This window comes from Achromobacter sp. FW305-C-30-7 (assembly GCF_058783105.1).
This window is the reverse complement of record NZ_JBYSYI010000008.1, coordinates 274,074-292,059: the sequence shown is the minus strand read 5'-3', so window position 1 is coordinate 292,059 and position 17,986 is coordinate 274,074. Positions and strand designations below refer to the sequence as shown.

General features: G+C 55.7%; 15 protein-coding genes. 4 read left to right on the top strand and 11 right to left on the bottom strand.

Going from position 1 to position 17,986, the window contains the following annotated elements; all coding sequences use genetic code 11:
• Window positions 1-419 precede the first annotated feature (419 nt).
• Window positions 420-1,772 (bottom strand): ImmA/IrrE family metallo-endopeptidase, encoded by a 1,353-nt coding sequence (locus AC3WOB_RS24720; RefSeq protein ID WP_492276472.1) that lies wholly within the window; start codon window positions 1,770-1,772, stop codon window positions 420-422.
• A 258-nt stretch (window positions 1,773-2,030) separates the two neighbouring features.
• Between AC3WOB_RS24720 and AC3WOB_RS24715 the strand changes: the two genes are divergently transcribed.
• A complete protein-coding gene (locus tag AC3WOB_RS24715) occupies window positions 2,031-2,474 on the top strand; it encodes an IS3 family transposase (RefSeq protein ID WP_492276471.1) in 444 nt (147 codons plus the stop codon).
• On the opposite strand, the gene AC3WOB_RS24710 is transcribed toward AC3WOB_RS24715, so the two are convergent.
• The 3 genes from AC3WOB_RS24710 to AC3WOB_RS24700 form a co-directional block, all read right to left on the bottom strand.
• Entirely contained in the window at window positions 2,403-2,888 is a 486-nt protein-coding gene (locus AC3WOB_RS24710) for a hypothetical protein (RefSeq protein ID WP_492276470.1), read from the bottom strand. The genes AC3WOB_RS24715 and AC3WOB_RS24710 overlap by 72 nt on opposite strands.
• Before the next feature lie 226 nt (window positions 2,889-3,114).
• Entirely contained in the window at window positions 3,115-5,340 is a 2,226-nt protein-coding gene (locus tag AC3WOB_RS24705) for a hypothetical protein (protein WP_492276469.1), read from the bottom strand.
• 8 nt (window positions 5,341-5,348) lie between these two features.
• Complete coding sequence (locus AC3WOB_RS24700; RefSeq protein ID WP_492276468.1) at window positions 5,349-6,527, bottom strand: hypothetical protein; 1,179 nt, start codon at window positions 6,525-6,527, stop codon at window positions 5,349-5,351.
• Window positions 6,528-7,237: 710 nt separating this feature from the next.
• Here AC3WOB_RS24700 and AC3WOB_RS24695 point away from each other — a divergent pair.
• Window positions 7,238-7,567 carry a YciI family protein gene (locus AC3WOB_RS24695; protein WP_492276467.1) on the top strand — a complete coding sequence of 110 codons (330 nt, stop codon included), beginning with the start codon at window positions 7,238-7,240 and terminating at the stop codon, window positions 7,565-7,567.
• Between the two features lie 82 nt (window positions 7,568-7,649).
• On the opposite strand, the gene AC3WOB_RS24690 is transcribed toward AC3WOB_RS24695, so the two are convergent.
• The 3 genes from AC3WOB_RS24690 to AC3WOB_RS24680 form a co-directional block, all read right to left on the bottom strand.
• Window positions 7,650-8,450, bottom strand: a complete 801-nt coding sequence (locus AC3WOB_RS24690; RefSeq protein WP_492276466.1) for a hypothetical protein — start codon at window positions 8,448-8,450, stop codon at window positions 7,650-7,652.
• Window positions 8,451-8,756: 306 nt separating this feature from the next.
• On the bottom strand, window positions 8,757-10,346 hold the full coding sequence (locus AC3WOB_RS24685; RefSeq protein ID WP_492276465.1) for an SUMF1/EgtB/PvdO family nonheme iron enzyme: 1,590 nt from the start codon (window positions 10,344-10,346) through the stop codon (window positions 8,757-8,759).
• A complete protein-coding gene (locus AC3WOB_RS24680; protein WP_492276464.1) occupies window positions 10,346-10,780 on the bottom strand; it encodes a hypothetical protein in 435 nt (144 codons plus the stop codon). The genes AC3WOB_RS24685 and AC3WOB_RS24680 overlap by 1 nt, the downstream gene beginning before the upstream one ends.
• A 312-nt stretch (window positions 10,781-11,092) precedes the next feature.
• Here AC3WOB_RS24680 and AC3WOB_RS24675 point away from each other — a divergent pair, with 312 nt between their 5' ends.
• Window positions 11,093-11,422 carry a YciI family protein gene (locus AC3WOB_RS24675; RefSeq protein WP_492276463.1) on the top strand — a complete coding sequence of 110 codons (330 nt, stop codon included), beginning with the start codon at window positions 11,093-11,095 and terminating at the stop codon, window positions 11,420-11,422.
• Window positions 11,423-11,502: 80 nt separating this feature from the next.
• Here AC3WOB_RS24675 and AC3WOB_RS24670 read toward each other — a convergent pair whose 3' ends face one another.
• The 3 genes from AC3WOB_RS24670 to AC3WOB_RS24660 all read right to left on the bottom strand — a co-directional run bounded on the left by AC3WOB_RS24670 (window position 11,503) and on the right by AC3WOB_RS24660 (window position 14,421).
• Window positions 11,503-12,303, bottom strand: a complete 801-nt coding sequence (locus AC3WOB_RS24670) for a hypothetical protein (protein WP_492276462.1) — start codon at window positions 12,301-12,303, stop codon at window positions 11,503-11,505.
• A 97-nt stretch (window positions 12,304-12,400) separates the two neighbouring features.
• The gene (locus AC3WOB_RS24665; RefSeq protein ID WP_492276461.1) at window positions 12,401-13,381 is read right to left on the bottom strand and encodes a Bug family tripartite tricarboxylate transporter substrate binding protein; all 981 of its coding nucleotides are present in this window, start codon (window positions 13,379-13,381) and stop codon (window positions 12,401-12,403) included.
• 113 nt (window positions 13,382-13,494) lie between these two features.
• Window positions 13,495-14,421, bottom strand: a complete 927-nt coding sequence (locus AC3WOB_RS24660) for a LysR family transcriptional regulator (RefSeq protein WP_059373274.1) — start codon at window positions 14,419-14,421, stop codon at window positions 13,495-13,497.
• Window positions 14,422-14,513: 92 nt separating this feature from the next.
• Here AC3WOB_RS24660 and AC3WOB_RS24655 point away from each other — a divergent pair, with 92 nt between their 5' ends.
• Window positions 14,514-16,781, top strand: coding sequence for a DUF3604 domain-containing protein (locus AC3WOB_RS24655; RefSeq protein WP_492276460.1), 2,268 nt, complete (start codon window positions 14,514-14,516; stop codon window positions 16,779-16,781).
• 12 nt (window positions 16,782-16,793) lie between these two features.
• On the opposite strand, the gene AC3WOB_RS24650 is transcribed toward AC3WOB_RS24655, so the two are convergent.
• Window positions 16,794-17,765: a LysR family transcriptional regulator gene (locus tag AC3WOB_RS24650; protein WP_207464206.1), complete on the bottom strand. Its 972-nt coding sequence runs from the start codon at window positions 17,763-17,765 to the stop codon at window positions 16,794-16,796.
• Window positions 17,766-17,986: the final 221 nt, after the last annotated feature.

Sequence of the window (17,986 nt, the reverse complement as noted above, 5' to 3'; positions counted from 1 at the left end):
GGCGCTTGGTATGAAGACCCCGGCTGAGACATTTGCATTAGCCGCTTAACCTGAGCAGGTTCTGCTGGGTCAATACAGACTTTCGGAAAATGGAGCGGGCTTGCGCTGCGATTTGGGCTATTGCTCGAATTGTGGGGAACGGCGCGAATGAGCCTGAGGCTAGTGGCGGGCAACCGCTGGATGCTTGGATTATGTCCAATTTGATCGGAGGAATTGAAAGCCTATGCGATCACATGGCGGAACTTGTGGGGTCGAATCTTGATGAGCCCAATCTTCGGAAAAGTGTGCCGGGCGACGATTGACTGCATGCGGGAGGCGAAATTGTAGTCTGACACCTCATCCGCGCCTGCGCGTGCACCAACCGCCAATTTCGACCGTTCAGTAAAATCGTGTCACGCCGGAGAGCGCCGCGTTTGCTATCAGCCAAGCAAGCCCGCCAAAATAGATTGCACTGATCTGTGCCCGAGCAGGTCTCTTGCATCCCTCAACAGTCCTAGCGATTCCAACCGAATTTTCACGGCCGATCGGGAAACGCCGTATCTTTGCATGAGCCCGCTAGTTACTGCATCGAAATGTTGCAGATTGCAAGGTTGGTTGTCGACATAGAGTTGTCCAAAACCTCGATTGGGAATCTCAAGTCCTCGTACAGAGCGGCGAAAGTCGTCCGTTACGTTATCCCGGGGCATCAACAAGCTCGCCGCTAGAAAGTTCGCTTGGAACTCCATGCGTGCAACATCAGCCCCCTCGAACGCGATGGAACGCTGCAGCGCAAAATCCTTGTCATCGCACGACTCCCGAACAAGAAAGCGTCCATGATTCAGCAGGTGATGGGAAAGCTCGTGTGCGAGAGTGAACCGGTCCCGTGCACGATGAGGAGAACCTACTGCGTACACTTGGATGACGGGAGGATCAAAAGTTATTCGACCGAGAACAGGGGGATTCGCGGTCGAGTTGGGAGAAGGAACATCTCTTTGCACCTTCAAACCGGAGCGGGCTGCCTCGCGCTCACACAACAAGTTGAGATCTACCTCTCCTCGAGAATAGTTTAGAGTGACCAGGATATCGGTTGCTAGACTCTCCAGCTCGTCCTTGTCATAGAAAGGAACTCGGTTACTCAGCTTGCTCCGCCGGTTCGCCACTCGACAAACGTCGTCTTGAGTGAGCACAGAATCAAGCACCAAATCTTCGAAGAAATCCCATAAGGAGTTCGTATCGCGTATCGGGGACTGCAAATAGAGGTCGAACGCTTGGCTTTGAAAGGAGTCAGCCGAGAGCGCAGAGCCTATCAACTCGGAGGCCTCGGGCGCCGTGGTTTGTGAGGAGGCTGAGAGAGAGCGTTTGAGTTCCCACTTGAAGTCTTCTGGACCAAAGTAGCGCATAAGGCCGATGCCTTTTGACTTCGCAAACTCGCGTGCGCCAGATTGAAAGGCAGCGGTGGATGCAATAACGGCGTTACCCTTGGCAGCTGCAACCTGCTGGACCTTTGCAAAGAACTCCTCCACATCGTCAACCGGAACTGAATGTTGGTAGTTCTTGCACTCGATCAACACAAGGCAGGAATAATTTTGCGCACCGGGAAGATACACCTCAATTGCGACGTCAAAGATAATATCGGTTCCCCGATCCCTCGAAAAATAGCCCTTCTTCCAGAAAATCTTACAACATTCCTTTTTCGCCCAGAACCTATCAGCTTCAATCTCTGCCTTGAACAGCTCAAATATGCGGTGCTCAAGTGAGTTTCCCTTCGCAAGAGTAGAGGATGCGGCGGCCATTTGTGCGATCTACGTTGGATGTAATGGACTGACAGGGACTATATTCCCCCCTTTAAAAGGAGGAGAATAGGTTGTATTCACAGCACTACTGATTTCGCTTATCAGAGTTTTAGGAGTTTACCGTAGTAAATTAAAAAAGGTGTCAGTCTGGGCCAACCCTGGTTTTCCGGACACTCGTAAAAGCAGGCAGTACTTTAAGGAGGTTTCCCATGGATAAATCCAACTCCGAGGGCAAGCCGGACGATACCAAGCGGCAGCGTGCTTTGTGCGGGAATTGCTGTGAGGCACTCCTTTGTGCAGGCTCATCAGCAGCTGTTTCGAGTCGCTCGGCTATGCTGGGCGTTGCACGTCAGCCGCAGCGGATATTTCGACTGGCAACGTCGTGAACCCTCGGCAAAGCAGCAAGAGAACGTCAAGCTGCTCGCGGCCATCGAGCGGACCCATCAAACTTGCCCGCAAGCGCATGGCGCAGAGAAGACCTGGCGGACGCTTAACGCCGGCGGTGTGGTGTGCGGCAAGCATCGCGTCGCAAGACTGCGGCGTCAGGCAGGCATCGAGGCACTGCACAAGCAGCGGTTTAAAAAAGGTGTCAGGCTAAAATTTAGCCAGTTAAATTGTAGTCTGACACCTTTATTTTATTTTATCTATTTTTCCCTCTTCGATCTTACGACGCTCAGCATTAAGCTGCTCCTTCATACTTGAGAGAAAAACACCCCAAACAACGAGACCGTAAAACCAAAACGGCGCAATCAATTTCAATTGATCAAATAGCTCTGAACAGAATATTCCAAACAATGCGAATGCAATAAGAACAACCGACGTTAGCTGTATTACCGGAAAGTCGACGTGGATATGGATCATGGTAAGAACGGCGTAGCCGACAACTCCAAAGAACGATGCCCATACAGACTTGAGCACGAAGATTACAATCAATCTTCGAAGCTCCACCTCGGGCGGTAGGCCCTCACCCAGACCAAACCAAATTGAGTCGTCCCAAGAAATCGCGGCACCAGTCTGGAGAAAATAAGCAACACAAAGCATCGGCAATGCAAGTAATGCACTGACACCTTTAATGCTTGATATATCTGCGATCTTGGGTGCAACAACTTCGACCACGAAGATTCCTTTAAATTGGTAGCGTGCGAAATTAAATTATCAGATCACGCTATCGCGGATAAAATCACCAAATAATATATTATTTCAATCGTGAAATTGAATTACCATTTTGCGATACCGAATTGCAGACCATCACGCCGTCCTTGAGCGTTGAAAGTCGCTGGAATAAAAATAATACCTCCGACAAGAATAACAGGATCCGCATCAACGGCTGCATCTTACCGATTTAGAACGATATTCTATCTATGAGGGCCCTCATATAGTCTGGAAAACTAGTGAGATCAAGCTCCCGCTTCAATGCCGCCATGTGCCGCTCGTCCAATGAAAGACGCGCGCAAGCCAGAGATAGCAAGAATTCCGGCAAAGCGTCGCCAGCATTACGCCCCCATGCTGCGATCTCATCGAAAATGATTTCCAGCATTTCCCCGCTACATACTTCGTCCGCCGCATATCGGAGTTCAGTCGGTCTAGCAAATCTCAGAAGAGCCGCGCGCAAAATTGGATCATTGTAATTTCTAAAATTCTCAGGACATATAAGAGCCTGCCCATATAAGGAAGAATCGGCCCGAAAGCTTCCATCTTTTCCCCTACCACTATGAATCGCACGATCTCGATAGCGCGCGCTAGTCAAAATACTGGCAACGACAAATCCAATATCCGCCTGAGATATTTTTTCCCGACTCAGCCCAGTGTCCAAATAAACGAAGTCATTGTTTATTGCCAGTTGGACCTCGGGACGAGATAGGAACAGAGTCGTCGACGCCGCAGGGGTAGCATTCAGAATATCTAGGCGCACCCGCAGTTCTTTTGGTGCTTTTGGCTCCGCGCAGATTTCAGCAAGCAATCCACGCTCCGCATCCCATGCAGACGGAGACTGACTCGATGGATATGCCAATTCGAAGACAGAACGGAAGACAAACGTATCTCGACCATGTTCTCCATATTCGAGAAATATTTTCAGATCAGCAAGATCGTCTGGACTCTCTGCAATAGTTAATGCAGAAATATAGGTTACGGAGCCCTTAGGAACGATGCGCCGAAGCGTAGCGTTAATTTGGCGCGCCCTCGCATGGTCATGCAAAAGCCCAAATAGAACAATTGCACCACCCTCCTCGACCAACGTTGCATTGGCCAAATTCTCCCACGCTATAAAGGCGACCTCACTTTCCTTGTAATAAACCCCTGCCTCTTGCAACAGCGATTTAGCTTCTTTTTCAGAAATATCGTCTAATACAACATACTTCAATGGAGATGGACCAAACCGCCGGATCTGCCGTATCAAATGCGGTCGAATTTCATCTTCAATAATCAACTTGTTTCCCGCGACGCACAGAGAACTCGACTCACCAGAATTTGGTTGCAGAACGATTTCAAATAGCCCCTTTCGCGCTAATTTCTCGACAGTGGTACGGGCCAATTGCCCTTGCGAAGTCTTCTTTATTTTTATGCGAATTGTCTCGCGCTTTTGAAATAGGAATTGATCGCCCTCCAACTCTGCAAGAATGTATCCCTCTGCGCACAATGGACAATTTTGAGAATTAAAATTTTTAATTGAAAGATAACCGAAGCTCTGGCCTGCTTGATGTGTCAGATTGCATACAGTTCCGTTTGGCATCGTCGACTCGGCATCCGATGCCAAATAAAACAGCGTCACTACGTTTCTCCGGGCCATTCCGCGTTCAACCAGCCTTTCCGCCAACGCCCCTGAAGTGGAAGCCGACACCAATGCAAGGTCACTTTGAGATTGTCGGGGTAAAGATTCGAGCCCCCCATATGAACTAAATGATTTTATCGGCACCGACTGAGTCCATAGCCCATATGCCGATGCGATTTGGAACATAGCCTGAGCGATTGATATAAGTGGAGCAGTGTCAACCAAGATCTGTCGAGGTGGTCGATGACCCAACTGAGCAAGGGAAAAAAAAGCTAGTGCACCACACGCGTGAGACGACAATAGAACATTCGCGGTACGCAGAAACTCGTTGGTGTGTTTGCCGGACCCTTTGCGAAAATGCACTCCTAGCGGCGCGGTTACTTTCCCATCATTTCGGTCAAATAGATCAAATAACCATGCATTTATCAGCGCCCCATCCACAAGGGTAGGCGAGTGCTTTATGACAGAATCATCCATCCAACCAAGTCGCGTTGCTACAACCTGCAGTTTATCTGCAGAGACATTGAGACTCAGAACATTAAAGCTGCCGTTTTGCTGAATGTAGGGCCTTGCTCGTGAAAGACTTGTGCCTTCTAGCAAACTAGACACAAGAGCCTCTGGCTCGCAAAATGGCGCAAGAATATAGATATGGGAAGTACCAGGACGGTTATTATAAATTTCCCGAATATCACTACTAATCCCTGCATCTTGAATATTCGGCTCGGCATATACGAGCAAACATGCACCACCATTTGGGCTGTTTTCACGGGACGGAGAGAATAATTGAACGGCGCGCATCTTATTAATCATTTCAAAGGAAATAGGACGCGCACCGCAGAGCCTACCAACTGCTCGTGCTCAGTCGGTATGGTTACGAATTTTCGATCAGCGTCCAAGAGAACCGGTTTCGGCATGCCGGGACGCGCATCCGAATCTCTAGATTCCAACTGAATTCTCATATCTCCTTCGAGAAATGTTCGATATGCGTAGGTTCGTCCAGAGCGAATTTCTATCAGGCCTTTAGCAGACATCAACGCACGCAACACTTCGTACAATCCCATCCCTCTATGCTCGAGCCGGTAATCAGGCATTTTCTTGTTATGGTGCCGTTGCAGGCAATGGTGCATGACATCCCATTCATCGTCTAACAAAACGGATGGATCGAGCCGATTTCGAGTAAACGAGGAGTAGAACCCTATGCCAGAGTCAAAAATCGATATCTCGAGATATTGCAAAGGGATTTCTCTTAACTGCCCACCAGGCGATCGAGATTTAGCCTTTTTTTCCACCCTTTTTATAATCATTCCCCGCAGAGAATTTTTAGCAAGTAGCCCGCCGCCAATATTTCTTTTCCCGTGCAGCTCAGTATTCTCAAAAAGCTCAGAAACAATAACGCCTAAAGCTTCTCTAAGCTTATAGGTGGATGATTGCTCAGTACCGGTGGCGAGATGATGTACTAGCAAGTCTTCTACTAGTGCCTCCATGCCATCTGTATCGTTTAGAACTCCATTTTTTGTATAGAGATCCGGGTGGGCCCCTCGACCTAGAGAATCGGCACAAAGCAAAATCTGGCAGTCCATAAATGAGTCAATCTTTAGACGATACGTGAGCAGACTTTTTCTTGCCGCACTTGCCAGCGCATTGCCATCATCAAGCTCTTTAGTTTTCCGATTCACCACCTTATGGCTAGAATTCTCTAAGCACAGCGATATTGATAGAACCGGAAAAATTGCGGGAGAGGAAAAAAATGTCTCAGCGGCCACCGCCTCCCATTCAAAAACTATCTCTGAATATATATGCGATAACGTAATCAATCGCTGGATAGCAACGACCTCAGACAAGGCCCCGTTATCCACTAAATTTATGTCTCGCCCAGATATTCCTATTCTTAAACAAGAAGCATCACCACCAAATTCACGCACGGGGGTCGCCTCAAAAAGCTCCATTACCCCTACATATGGCGGCGAATTCGCAGACTGATTCATGATAAGAGACTCAATAAGAAGTCAGATATGGATTGAGATTTCCTTGCGCGGGCCAGTTGTTACTGGCCGAAAAATCAAGCATTGATCTCTGATGTAGCGCGACACCGGCACCCTCTCGGCTCACGCATTCCCGGAACCGACGTATTGTTCCAGTTCGACCTTGTCCCGCAACTAGGTACGGGCGCGCGAAAATGGAAGGAGCCGCCGCTCTCCCCCGCTTCCCCACACTGCGAGTTCGAACAATAGATGCTACAACGCCGTAATTTTCGGCCGATACGGTGGTGCTGCACTCAATTGCTCTGAACGCTATACAGGCCGGCAGGATGGGACGCATAGTTTCTTTCCGTAATTTTTCTTTTATTCTGTCACATATTTGGTTAAAAATCCTCTGTAGCAAAAGCGGACTATCGATCACTCCGACGGAGCTAGGGCGCCGCTGGCAACAGAGCTGCGCCCCCTTCTCTCTTCAGTCACAACTCTCACTCACGTCGTCCATTGGTCTGGGCTCAAAGGCGGCAATTCAATCCACCTATTCCTCGCCGCTACACTTCCCAATGCTCCCATCGAAACGGCACCAGTCCGCTCGTCAAAACTCCCCTCATGCCCCTGCCTACCCTTCTTTCGACTCTGCAAAAAATGGTGTCAGACTACAATTCTCTCGCCAGATTGCAGTCAAACACCATTTCTCGCACGCACAAAGGGGGTAACCCATGCCAAAGTTCGTAACCATCGGATATGGCGACCAAGAGGGTTACGATCGCACCCCACAGGCCATCCGAAACGCAGCGCATGCGCACGACGCAAAACTGCAGAACGACGGTGTATTGATGGGCATTGCAGGCAAGCCCGTACAAGTACGCAACCACGAGGCCGCTCGGGTTGAAACAACGCCCGGCCCATTCATGAAATCTCCCTTACCAGTGGCCGGCTTCGCCATCATCGAAGCTGCCGACATGGCCGAAGCTGTAGCGATGGTGTCGCAAACACCCTGCGCCGTCGCACACGGGGTTGTTGAAGTGTGGCCGCTGGAACAGCCGTAGCGACACCTCTCATCGGCACCGCAGGTTTACGTCTCGCAACAACAAGGGAATAACAGCCCAGCGCCTCTCCCCTACTCCGCATTCACAAATGCCGATGGCTGCAAACCATAGCCTGCCCGGTCAGATCCCCGATCAACTTAGCCAGTCCCCGTGCGCTGCCGTCGTCCAGCCATTCCATCCGCACCATCCGAAACCCCATCGCCAAGCTGTACTGCCAATCCAGCTCCAATATCCGGTAATCGCGCCCATTCTCCGCGCAATGCCATTGCGCCGCCGGATCCTCATAAGCCGCCCCAATAAAATCAACATGCGAGTCAAACGGCGGCATGAATTCCAGCAGTTCATCTGACCCCGGCAAGCTAGGCTCGGACAGATTCTCCCCCACCGCCACATGCGGCTCAGGCCCGTCATAAGCCAGCAGCATCAACGGAAAATTCTTGGGGTCTGCATCATAGGAAGCCCGCGTGTCGTCGGTCAGATAGGCACGAGCCGCCGGCCCCAGGCAGTACTGCGGGCTGTTCCAGTCGCTGCTTTCGTTATCCGCATACCGGTCCCCCGGCGTAATACCGTGCTCAGCCAGCAACGCCATGGCCTCTTCCATCGTGTCGTTGTGGCGTATCGGCATATCCGCCGGCAGATACCCCGCCCCCACGTACATGGCGATCACGTCACCCGTGGTGCGCAGGCCTTCTTGATACTGGTACGACCCTTCGTTCAGACTGGCCAGGTCGAAGCTCAGATTCAACAGCGCGCGATACGGAATGCCGTCGCCGCGCGGTTCCATCACGTATCCCCCTTCCAGCAGTTTGGTTTCCAGCGCCCGCCAATCAGGCGGCGGCAAATGCATGTCGCGGGGGCACAGAAACTGGTGGTGTTCGGACATGGGCGGGACTCGCTCTGCTGAGGTGGCTGGGGCCGGCGAATTGTAAGCCGGCGCCCCGCGCATTTCCCCAGGCAGAGGAATCGGATAATAAAGGTGTCAGACTACAATTTCCCGGCCGTAAGATAACGAAAGTTTAGTCCGATACTTTTTCCACATGCAGCGCACGCAAGCCCCTCTCCCTCATAGGTCGCGCCACTCGATGCTTACTGCACGTTTCTCCGTGCTCTCGTGCTTTAAAATGGTGTCAGACCACAATGTAACTAGACAATTTTTAGTTTGGCACCATTTTTTCAAAAATGAACGACTTTAAGCTGCCTTTGGCAAACGTCGAAAAGGACGCTCGCGCGGCATCTTCGATGCCGATGAAAGCCGACTCACCACATCCGAGGGAAGATGGTCAAGCGCAATTTCCGCCGCTAACCGAAATCCCAAATCAGAGTGCTTAGTCCAAATACCGTCCTTCATGGCCGATGCCGAAAGCACGGGGTCAATTATTGCCAAATCGTCTAGAAACCCGCCGCCTCGAATCTGCTGATTTCGTTCGCGCCAGTCTTCTTCATCGCTGGATCGACCCAGCATTGCGACGCGCGATAAAAGCTCATGGTGTCCTAAAAGGGTCCACTCCCACACATTCCCGAAAAGGTCAATCAATCCATATTGATTCACTCTACCGTGACCTCCTGAGACCAAAGCAGGGGCTGGGCTTTTATCGTGTACCTTCAAGCCCATCCATTTTTCTCTTTCATATGAAGGTCTCGGAGCACCAAAAGCAGCAAAATCCCAGACATCCGTGGGAGCTAACTGTTGGGATAACCTATTGTCTATTTTGTTGACCCATAAGGTGAAAGCCAACGCATCTTTTAGATTTACGCAAACCACAGGCTGATCGGGATGAAAAAACCCTTCCTCCTCCCAAGGACGAAACGGCCCCGCCCATGCGCTCTTTCTCCCTTTCTCGAAAAAATGCTGACCAACCGGTTCTTCATATCTATTTTCTTTAACAAATCGGTGGTACTGGGAATTAGTTACGGGTGTTTTGCCTAGAGCCCATACTGAATTCTTGCTCGCCAAAAAAGGCAACACAATAAAATCCATTCCATTAACTGCCGAAAATTCTGACATAAGCCATTTCTCTGGTCCGCGAGTAAAAAAAAGCCTCCCTCGTTCCCGACCAAAGACAAACGGCACCGGGACGCGCGCGTTCGGGCTTTTTACATTATGAGCGTGCGCTCGATCGTTAAACCAAGCCCTCAAATCAGCAAGATCTATCGCACCATCTCTGTCTCGATCAGCGATGTCAAACGATGAGCCCAGCGCATCGCATATGCATCTCGTAAGAAAGCTCCCCCTTAATGCGTCAAATTCCCTCGCTCGCTCGAGCCTATCACTGGCAACGATAGCGATAAAAGAAGATCCTGCCTCACCAGTTTCAATGTTAGATTGTCCAAGAACGTTCTCCATGCGGGTACCGACGTCGTTCTTAAACCTACTCTCCGAGAAAACCATGCCCGCATGACAGCAGTCCAAGATCAAGATCTTGTGCCTGGCCGAACAGAATTTCATCGCCTTAACTATTGAATCAGCATGAAGTGCAGTTCTCAAAGGACGCTGAATTGTTGTTTTATCCAGCATTAACCACAGAGCAGCCCCTTCCACAAATCCGTGCCCAGAAAAGAAAATTATAAAAGTATCCTCGTCAGAGCAAGACTCTGCAATTTCATTGATAGATTTTTCGATATCTGACGGATCTTCAAGCGCTTGAGGTTCTTTTACCTCGAAACCACATCGGTGACTTCTCAAAACTTCTGCCATCTGTTTCGCATCATCACGCGCATACTGTAGCCTCCCGGATTCGGAAGGTCCATTTGAGCCAAACACGAATGCGCGACGCACCATTATTTATCTCCAAACGAGATCTCAATCCCGAATCCCTTGATCCCGCCCGATTGAATCGGGCTTTCTGGAATTAGCCCTTTTATCTCGTCCACCCATTGCAGAACCGGTTGACCGTTGGCGTCACGAACTAATTCACCTGAACTGTCTGCAACTGGCACCAACCGTCGTTCACGTATTACGGGATCCCTTCCCGCAAATGTTCGTAGGACCTCGCGCAGTATCGGGGTCGCTGCGGCAATCACGGCCGCAGACGCGAGCAATATCGTTGCGGGCTCCTTCTCTCCGCGGATATCAGGCGCCGGATTTTCACCAAGACGAATTGCTATTTTTTTCCCGGTCTGTTTTAGAAGCCACGAGGTATTAATATCATTGTCTGCGAGATAACGATGCACCTCGGGCGATAGAAAGAAATAGACTTCCTCAGGCTTGTCCATTGCACCTCCCTGTAAGTGCTAAGTCTTTGCGCTTTGCTCTGGATACTTGGAACACCCATCCGGTATTCGGTTGGATCCGGCAATGACTCTTCGTAGAACAAACAGAGGAAAAAGTCTATAGACTAAAAGATCTAGGCACGCCAAGTCATGAGCGCCCTGTCAAGTAGACATTGGCTGATAGATGATCGGCGAGGTTTAACCGAGGGATAACGTGCAACACCGAGCGCCCCTATCACATCGATGGTGCCAGACTACTATCTGCATTGATATTACCAATGCACCCGCATCCCATCCGAATAAAGGAGACAATCCATGCCAAAGTTCGTGACCATCGGATATGGCGATCAAGAGGGCTACGATCGAACCCCGGTGACCATCCGAAACGCAGCGCATGCGCACGACGCAAAACTGCAGAACGACGGTGTATTGATGGGCATTGCAGGCAAGCCCGTACAAGTACGCAACCACGAGGCCGCTCGGGTTGAAACAAAGCCCGGCCCATTCATGAAATCACTCTTGCCAGTGGCTGGCTTTGCCATCATCGAAGCCGCCGACATGGCCGAGGCTATAGCAATGGTGTCGCAAACGCCCTGCGCCGTCGCGCACGGGGTCGTTGAAGTGTGGCCGCTGGAACAGCCGTAGCGACACCTCTCGTTCGCACCGTTGATTTATTTCTAACGAGAACAAGGGAATAGCAGCCAGCGCCTACCCCTACCCCGCATTCACAAATGCCGATGGCTGCAAATCATAACCTGCCCGGTCAGCCCCTCGATCAACCTGGCCAGCCCCCTCGCACTGCCGTCATCCAGCCATTCCGTCCGCACCATCCGAAACCCCATCGCCAAGCTGTATTGCCAGTCCAGCTCCAGTATCCGGTAATCGCGCCCATCCTCCGCGCAATGCCATTGCGCCGCCGGATCCTCGTAAGCCGCTCCAATGAAATCAACATGCGAGTCAAACGGCGGCATGGATTCCAGCAGTTCATCTGACCCCGGCAAGCTAGGCTCGGAGAGATTCTCCCCCACCGCCACATGTGGCTCAGGTCCGTCATAAGCCAGCAGCATCAACGGAAAATTCTTGGGATCTGCATCATAGGAAGCCCGCGTATCGTCAGTCAGATAGGCACGCGCCGCCAGCCCTAGGCAGTACTGCGGACTATTCCAGTCGCTGCTCTCGTTATCCGCATACCGGTCCCCCGGCGTAATACCGTGCTCAGCCAGCAACGCCATGGCCTCTTCCATCGTGTCGTTATGGCGTATCGGTATCTCCGCCGGCAGATACCCCGCCCCCACGTACATGGCGATCACGTCACCCGTGGTGCGCAGGCCTTCTTGATACTGGTACGAGCCTTCGTTCAAGCTGGCCAGGTCGAAGCTCAGGTTCAACAGCGCGCGATACGGAACACCGTCACCGCGCGGTTCCATCACATATCCACCTTCCAGCAGTTTGATTTCCAGCGCCCGCCAATCAGGCGGTGGCAAATGCATGTCGCGGGGGCACAGAAACTGGTGGTGTTCGGACATGGGCGGGACTCACTCTGCTGAGGTTGCTGGGGCCGGCGAATTGTAAGCTGGCGTCCCGCGCTTTTAGGCAGGCAAAGGAATCAGGCAGTGCGCACGCTTAATCCACTTTCGCCCCCGACCGCTGCACCAGCGGCACCCATTTGGCGATATCCGCCTGGATAAATGCCGCCAAGCCACTGGGCGGCCCGTCGTGGAAGATTTCATACCCCAAGTCCTGCAGCCGCTGGCGCTGTTCGGCGCTGTCCATGACTTTGCGCGCCGCGGCGTTGAGTTTTGCCACGACGTCCGGCGGCGTGCCGGCGGGGGCCATCAGGCCGAGGTCGACGGTGATCACGTAGCCCGGCACGCCCTCTTCCATCATGGTCGGCACGTCTGGCAGCAAGGGGGATCGGGCCTCGCCCGTGACCGCCAGGGCGCGCAGCTTGCCTTCCTTGACCAGGCCGGACACGCTGGGCATGTTGTAGAAGGCGAAGGCGACCTCATGCGCCATGACGGCGGCCACGCCTTGCGGGGCGCCGCGATAGGGAATGTGCGCGGCCTGGGTGCCGGTGATCGACAGCAGCAGTTCGGCCGAGAGGTGGTGCGTGGTGCCGTTGCCGCCGGACGAGTACATCAGTTTGCCCGGTTGAGCTTTCAGGGCCGAGACCAGTTCGGGCACGGAGCGGTACGGGCTGTCGGACGGCACGACCAGCACATTGGAGCCGCCCGCCAGATAGGCGACCGGCACGAAGTCCTTGGTCGGGTCGTAGGACAGCTTCGAGAACAGTCCCAGATTGATGGCCCAGGTATTGTTGGAGCCCAGCACCAGCGTATAGCCATCGGGCGAGGCCTTGGCGACGTAGCTCATGGCGATCTGGCCGCCGCCGCCGGGCTTGTTCTCGACGACGACGGTTTGCCCCAGTTGCTGGCTAAGGCCGGGCTGGATGGACCGCGCCAGGATATCGGCCGTGCTGCCCGCCGCAAGGGGCACGACCAGCGTGATGGGACGATCGGGAAACGGCGCCGCCTCGGCTGGCGTCGCGACAAGCGACGCACAGGCCAGTACAGCCCCCAGTAGAACCCCTTGTAGTGTTTTCATGATGCCTCCGCGCTGGCGCGAGCTATGGAAACCATGCGGGCTTGCATGATGCCAAGCAGCGTATCGGAGGAGGCAACCCCGAAAAATAGGCGGGGTGCTATAGCGTCATGCCATCACGGCATGGCGGCGTCGCGGCGCAGGCGCTGGGAGACGGAACGGACCACGGCGACGAAGGCCTGAGCTGCGGGAGACAGTGGGTAGTTGGCCAGGCGCGCGATGGAGATCGGCCATTCCAGCGCCGGGTTGCGCAAGGCGATGCCCTTGATGCCGGCGGGCATCTGCCCGCGCGCGATCTGCGGCAGCATGGCCACGCCCATGCCGGCCTGTATCAGGCCGATGGCCGTGGACAGCAGGACGACGCGCTGTTCGACGCGCGGATAGATGTTCGCGGCGATCAAGCGGCGGCTGATGTTGAGCCAGGCGGGCGCTTCGGGATTCAGCTGGATACAGGGCAATTCGGCCAGCACCTTGGCGTCGACCTGGTCCAGCCTGGCCAGGGGATGATCCATGCGCGCGAACAGCGCGACGCCGCTGTCCGAAAGCTGTTCCACCATGATGCGGGAGTCGTCGTCCTGCATGACCGCGCCCAGGCCGACATCGGCCTCGTGCGAGAGCAGGCGCGTGCGGATCTGCTGCACCATGCAATCGACCACGATCAGGTCCAGTTGGGGGTGGCGCTGGCGGAACTCCATCAGGATGTGCGGCAACAAGGTGGCCGCGCTGACGTGGCCCACGGCGACCATGACTTTGCCCCGCTTCAGGTCGGAGTGCTCGCGGCACTCCTGGATGGAACTATCTATGGCCAGGATGGCGCGCCGCGCCGCGTCGACCATGGCCTGGCCGTCGCGGGTCAAGGAGACCTCGCGGCCGCGCACCACCAGCGGCTGGCCGACTTCGGCCTCCAAGCGGCGGATCAAGTGGCTGACCGAGGGTTGCGACAGGCCCAGGCGTTCGCCGGCGGCCGTGAAGCTGGCCGTTTCACCGATAGCGACCAGCGCGCGCAACTGGCGCAAGGAGACGGATTCGATCGGCTCGGTCATGTAGCGACGTCATGATGGAATAGTTTGCATACTATAGCTATATGGATGTGCGGTCCCTAAGATGGGATTTCCCTAACCCGCCAGGAACCGCGATGCCCCACTCTTCCTACGCCGCCGACCGCATGGGATCGGCCATCGTCGAACCTACCGGCCGCTTCGAAGCGGGCAGCTTCGCGTCGTTCACGCTGACGTACACCGCGGGCTATTTCGGCATCGACGACACCGGATCGATCAAGATCGTGCACCGCTTCGCCAGCGACATGGGCAAGCCGCAGTTCGATCAGCCGGACGGCTGGAACTACACCACGGTCGAGGCTTCCAACGGTGCGGTGTTGCAGGTCGAGTACGACGGCAAGCGCAATATCCGGCCCTGGGACAAGACACTATTCATCCGGGTGGTACGCGGCTACCTGGAGGAAGGCGATCGCATCGTGGTGCGCTTCGGCGATACGCGGCAGGGCTCGCCCGGCATGCGGGTGCAGACGTTCAGCGAGCCTACGTTCGAATTCAAGGTGCTGGTGGACGCCTTCGCCACCTATAACTACACCGAGCTTCAACACTCGCCGACTATCGCCGTGGTGGCCGGGCCGCCAGTCGCCTACAAGGCCATCCTGCCTAGCCAGGCGGTGGCGGGCGAGCCCTTCAGCCTGGGTTTCAAGGGCGAAGACAAATGGGGCAACCCCAGCGATCAGGTAGCGGGCGAGTTCACCCTGCGCAGCAGCCTGCCGCTGCGCGGCCTGCCCGCCACGTTCTCGATGCGCGAGGGCGAGTTTGCGGCGCGGCTTGAGGGGTTGGTGGCCGAAGCGCCCGGCGAGCTGCGCATCGAGGTGCTGCGCGACGGCCTGCCCGTGGCGCAAAGCACGCCCTGCCGCGTCGTCGCGGCCGGCGGCGGCACACGCGGGCACTACTGGGCCGACCTGCACGGGCAGTCCGAGGAAACCATAGGCACCAATTCCGCCGAGGACCTGATCCTGTTCGCGCGCGACCGCGCCTTTCTGGACGTCATGAGCCACCAGGGCAATGACTTCCAGATCACCACGCCGTTCTGGGAACAGTTGAACCAGCTGACCGCGCAATACAACCAGGATGGATCGTTCATCATCTTTCCCGGCTATGAATGGTCGGGCAACACCGGTTTGGGCGGCGACCGCAACGTGCTGTACCTGAAGGAAGGCCGCCCCATCCATCGCTCCTCGCACGCGCTGATCGACGATCTGTCGGACCTGGCGCTGGACGCCAACGACGCCGATGCGCTGTTCGACGCGTTGAAGGACGAGGACGTGGTGGTGTTCGCGCACATAGGCGGGCGCTACGCCGACATTACGCGGGCCCATGACGCGCGGCTGGAGCGCTCCATCGAGATCCACTCCGACTGGGGCACCTTCGAATGGCTGCTGGAGGATGCCTTCCGGCTGGGCTACCGCGTGGGCATCCTGGCCAACAGCGACGGACACAAGGGCCGGCATGGCGCCAGCCATCCTGGCGCATCGATGTTTGGCGCGTATGGCGGCCTGAGCTGTCTGATTGCCGACCAGCTGACTCGCCAGTCGATCGCCGAGTGCCTGCGCCAGCGCCGCCATTACGCCACCACCGGATGCCGCGCCTACCTGGACGTGCAAGCGCATTTCGATAGCCCGGCGCAGCGCTATTCCGACGATCCCAAGCTGGGCGCCCCCGTCACGCACGAGCCCGTCACGCAGGCCGATATGGGCGCCATCCTGTCGTACGACGGCGACTCGCTGGAACTGTCCTTCGAGGTCCTGACCCATGGCGCCATCGAGCGCGTGGAAGTCCGCAACCGCATGGACGTGGTGCAGACGCTGTACCCCTACGACGAGGCCGCGCTAGGCAGCCGGATACGCGTTGTCTGGGAAGGGTCCGAGTACCGCGGGCGCGGCCGCCAGACGGTCTGGGACGGTAGCGCGACCCTCGAGGGCAACACCTTCGTGGATCCGCTACCGATCAATTTCTGGAACCTGGACAAGACCCTGGCACAACCCCGCCCCGACATGCTGAGCTGGCGCTCACTGACCACCGGCGGCTACAGCGGCATCGACGTGCGGCTGAGCAATCCGCGCGCCGGCGTGCTGAAAATCGACACGCCGGTCGTGCGTACCGAGATCCCCGTCGACCAGATCGGACTGGAGCCGGTAGTCGTCGAAAACGGCGGCATCCGGCGCCGGCTTCAGGTCTATCGCCTGCCAGACGAGAACCCGGTGCAACGGATGCAGGCCCGGGTGCGCGTGCCGCTGCACACAGGCTCCGACAATGCGGTGTACCTGCGCATCACGACCGAGGACGGCTTCTTCATCTACTCCAGCCCGATCTATGTGGAGCGGGCCGGGTCCGGGCCGAAATAAGATGACTGTCCGCTAGGCGCCGGCGGGATCGATCAATTCCGCCGACGACTCCCGCAAACACTCGGCGAATAGCTGCGTGGTGGATGTCGTAGTGTCTTCGCGCCAGTACAGGATGGCCTCGCCCAAGGGGCCCAGCGGCGGCAGCGGCAGCATCCGCATCGTTCCGCGCTGCACGTAGCGGCGCGCGAGCGACAGCGGCAGGATCGAGACGTAGCCCCCGTCGCGCAGCAAGGACAGGTTCAGCGCCAAGGAACTGGATTCGATGGTCGGGCGCAACAGGGTCACGCCATGTTCGGCCAGGATCTCAACCATGGTCGCAAAAGCGGGCGAACCCTGCATCGGCGTGATCCAGCGCACGTCCTGCAGGTCGCCCCAGGCCACGGGGGTGTCGGGGCCGCCCAATGGGTGGCGCGTACCCACCACGAACACGAACGGCTCGTGATGCAGTGACTCGTGGCGCATCACCGGCAGATATCCGGTCACGCGGTTGCGTCCCAGGGCCAGGTCGAGGTTGCCTTCGTCCATCATCTTGAGCAGGCGATCGAGCGTGGCTTCGACGAACGAGAACGAGGCGTTTGGCGCGCGCCGCGTGAACAGTTCGACGGCATGCGCGATCAGGGGTTGGGGGATCGTCACCACGGCGCCGAATCTGACGTGGCCCGCCGTGCCAGAGGCCAGCGCCTTGACGTCGCGCCGCGCCAGTTCGATCTGGCGCAGGATCTCGCGCCCGCGTTCGACCAGCACGCGGCCTATGCGCGTCAATTCGATGGCGTTGCCCACGCGGCGCACGACCGGCGTGGCCAGCGCCTCCTCGATCTCCGCGATCTGCTTGGAGATGGCAGGCTGCGTGACGTGAAACGCGGCGGCCACCCGCGTCACCTGGCGCAGCTCGCCCAGCGCCACCAGGATGCGCAGATGCCCAAGCTTCAGGCCGCTGCGGAAAAAACGTTCTATCGAGTTGTCGGACGGCGTGCTGGCGGACATGGCGAGATTGGAAAGACAGGTGAGTGGGTCGCCATCGCATCTTGGCGCAAGCCGCCAATCATAACCAAATGGTAATGCCGAATGCGCAAAGTGTGATTTGCCGCGAGTAACGGGCAGCCCGTACCCTTCGAACGGACAGCACTGTAGTGCAGGCTTTTTCGTGAAGCATCGATGAATGGCCGGGAACAACGATGGATCCCGCGCCGATGCCAAACGCATAA

What these genes read in the sequence shown, in the direction of transcription:
- AC3WOB_RS24685 (WP_492276465.1), bottom strand. Translation starts at nt 10,346, where the DNA reads ATGGTGCGTCGCGCATTCGTGTTTGGCTCAAATGGACCTTCCGAATCC.
- AC3WOB_RS24680 (WP_492276464.1), bottom strand. Translation starts at nt 10,780, where the DNA reads ATGGACAAGCCTGAGGAAGTCTATTTCTTTCTATCGCCCGAGGTGCAT.
- AC3WOB_RS24665 (WP_492276461.1), bottom strand. Translation starts at nt 13,381, where the DNA reads ATGAAAACACTACAAGGGGTTCTACTGGGGGCTGTACTGGCCTGTGCG.
- AC3WOB_RS24650 (WP_207464206.1), bottom strand. Translation starts at nt 17,765, where the DNA reads ATGTCCGCCAGCACGCCGTCCGACAACTCGATAGAACGTTTTTTCCGC.
- AC3WOB_RS24720 (WP_492276472.1), bottom strand. Translation starts at nt 1,772, where the DNA reads ATGGCCGCCGCATCCTCTACTCTTGCGAAGGGAAACTCACTTGAGCAC.
- AC3WOB_RS24695 (WP_492276467.1), top strand. Translation starts at nt 7,238, where the DNA reads ATGCCAAAGTTCGTAACCATCGGATATGGCGACCAAGAGGGTTACGAT.
- AC3WOB_RS24655 (WP_492276460.1), top strand. Translation starts at nt 14,514, where the DNA reads ATGCCCCACTCTTCCTACGCCGCCGACCGCATGGGATCGGCCATCGTC.
- AC3WOB_RS24660 (WP_059373274.1), bottom strand. Translation starts at nt 14,421, where the DNA reads ATGACCGAGCCGATCGAATCCGTCTCCTTGCGCCAGTTGCGCGCGCTG.
- AC3WOB_RS24675 (WP_492276463.1), top strand. Translation starts at nt 11,093, where the DNA reads ATGCCAAAGTTCGTGACCATCGGATATGGCGATCAAGAGGGCTACGAT.
- AC3WOB_RS24700 (WP_492276468.1), bottom strand. Translation starts at nt 6,527, where the DNA reads ATGAATCAGTCTGCGAATTCGCCGCCATATGTAGGGGTAATGGAGCTT.
- AC3WOB_RS24670 (WP_492276462.1), bottom strand. Translation starts at nt 12,303, where the DNA reads ATGTCCGAACACCACCAGTTTCTGTGCCCCCGCGACATGCATTTGCCA.
- AC3WOB_RS24705 (WP_492276469.1), bottom strand. Translation starts at nt 5,340, where the DNA reads ATGCGCGCCGTTCAATTATTCTCTCCGTCCCGTGAAAACAGCCCAAAT.
- AC3WOB_RS24690 (WP_492276466.1), bottom strand. Translation starts at nt 8,450, where the DNA reads ATGTCCGAACACCACCAGTTTCTGTGCCCCCGCGACATGCATTTGCCG.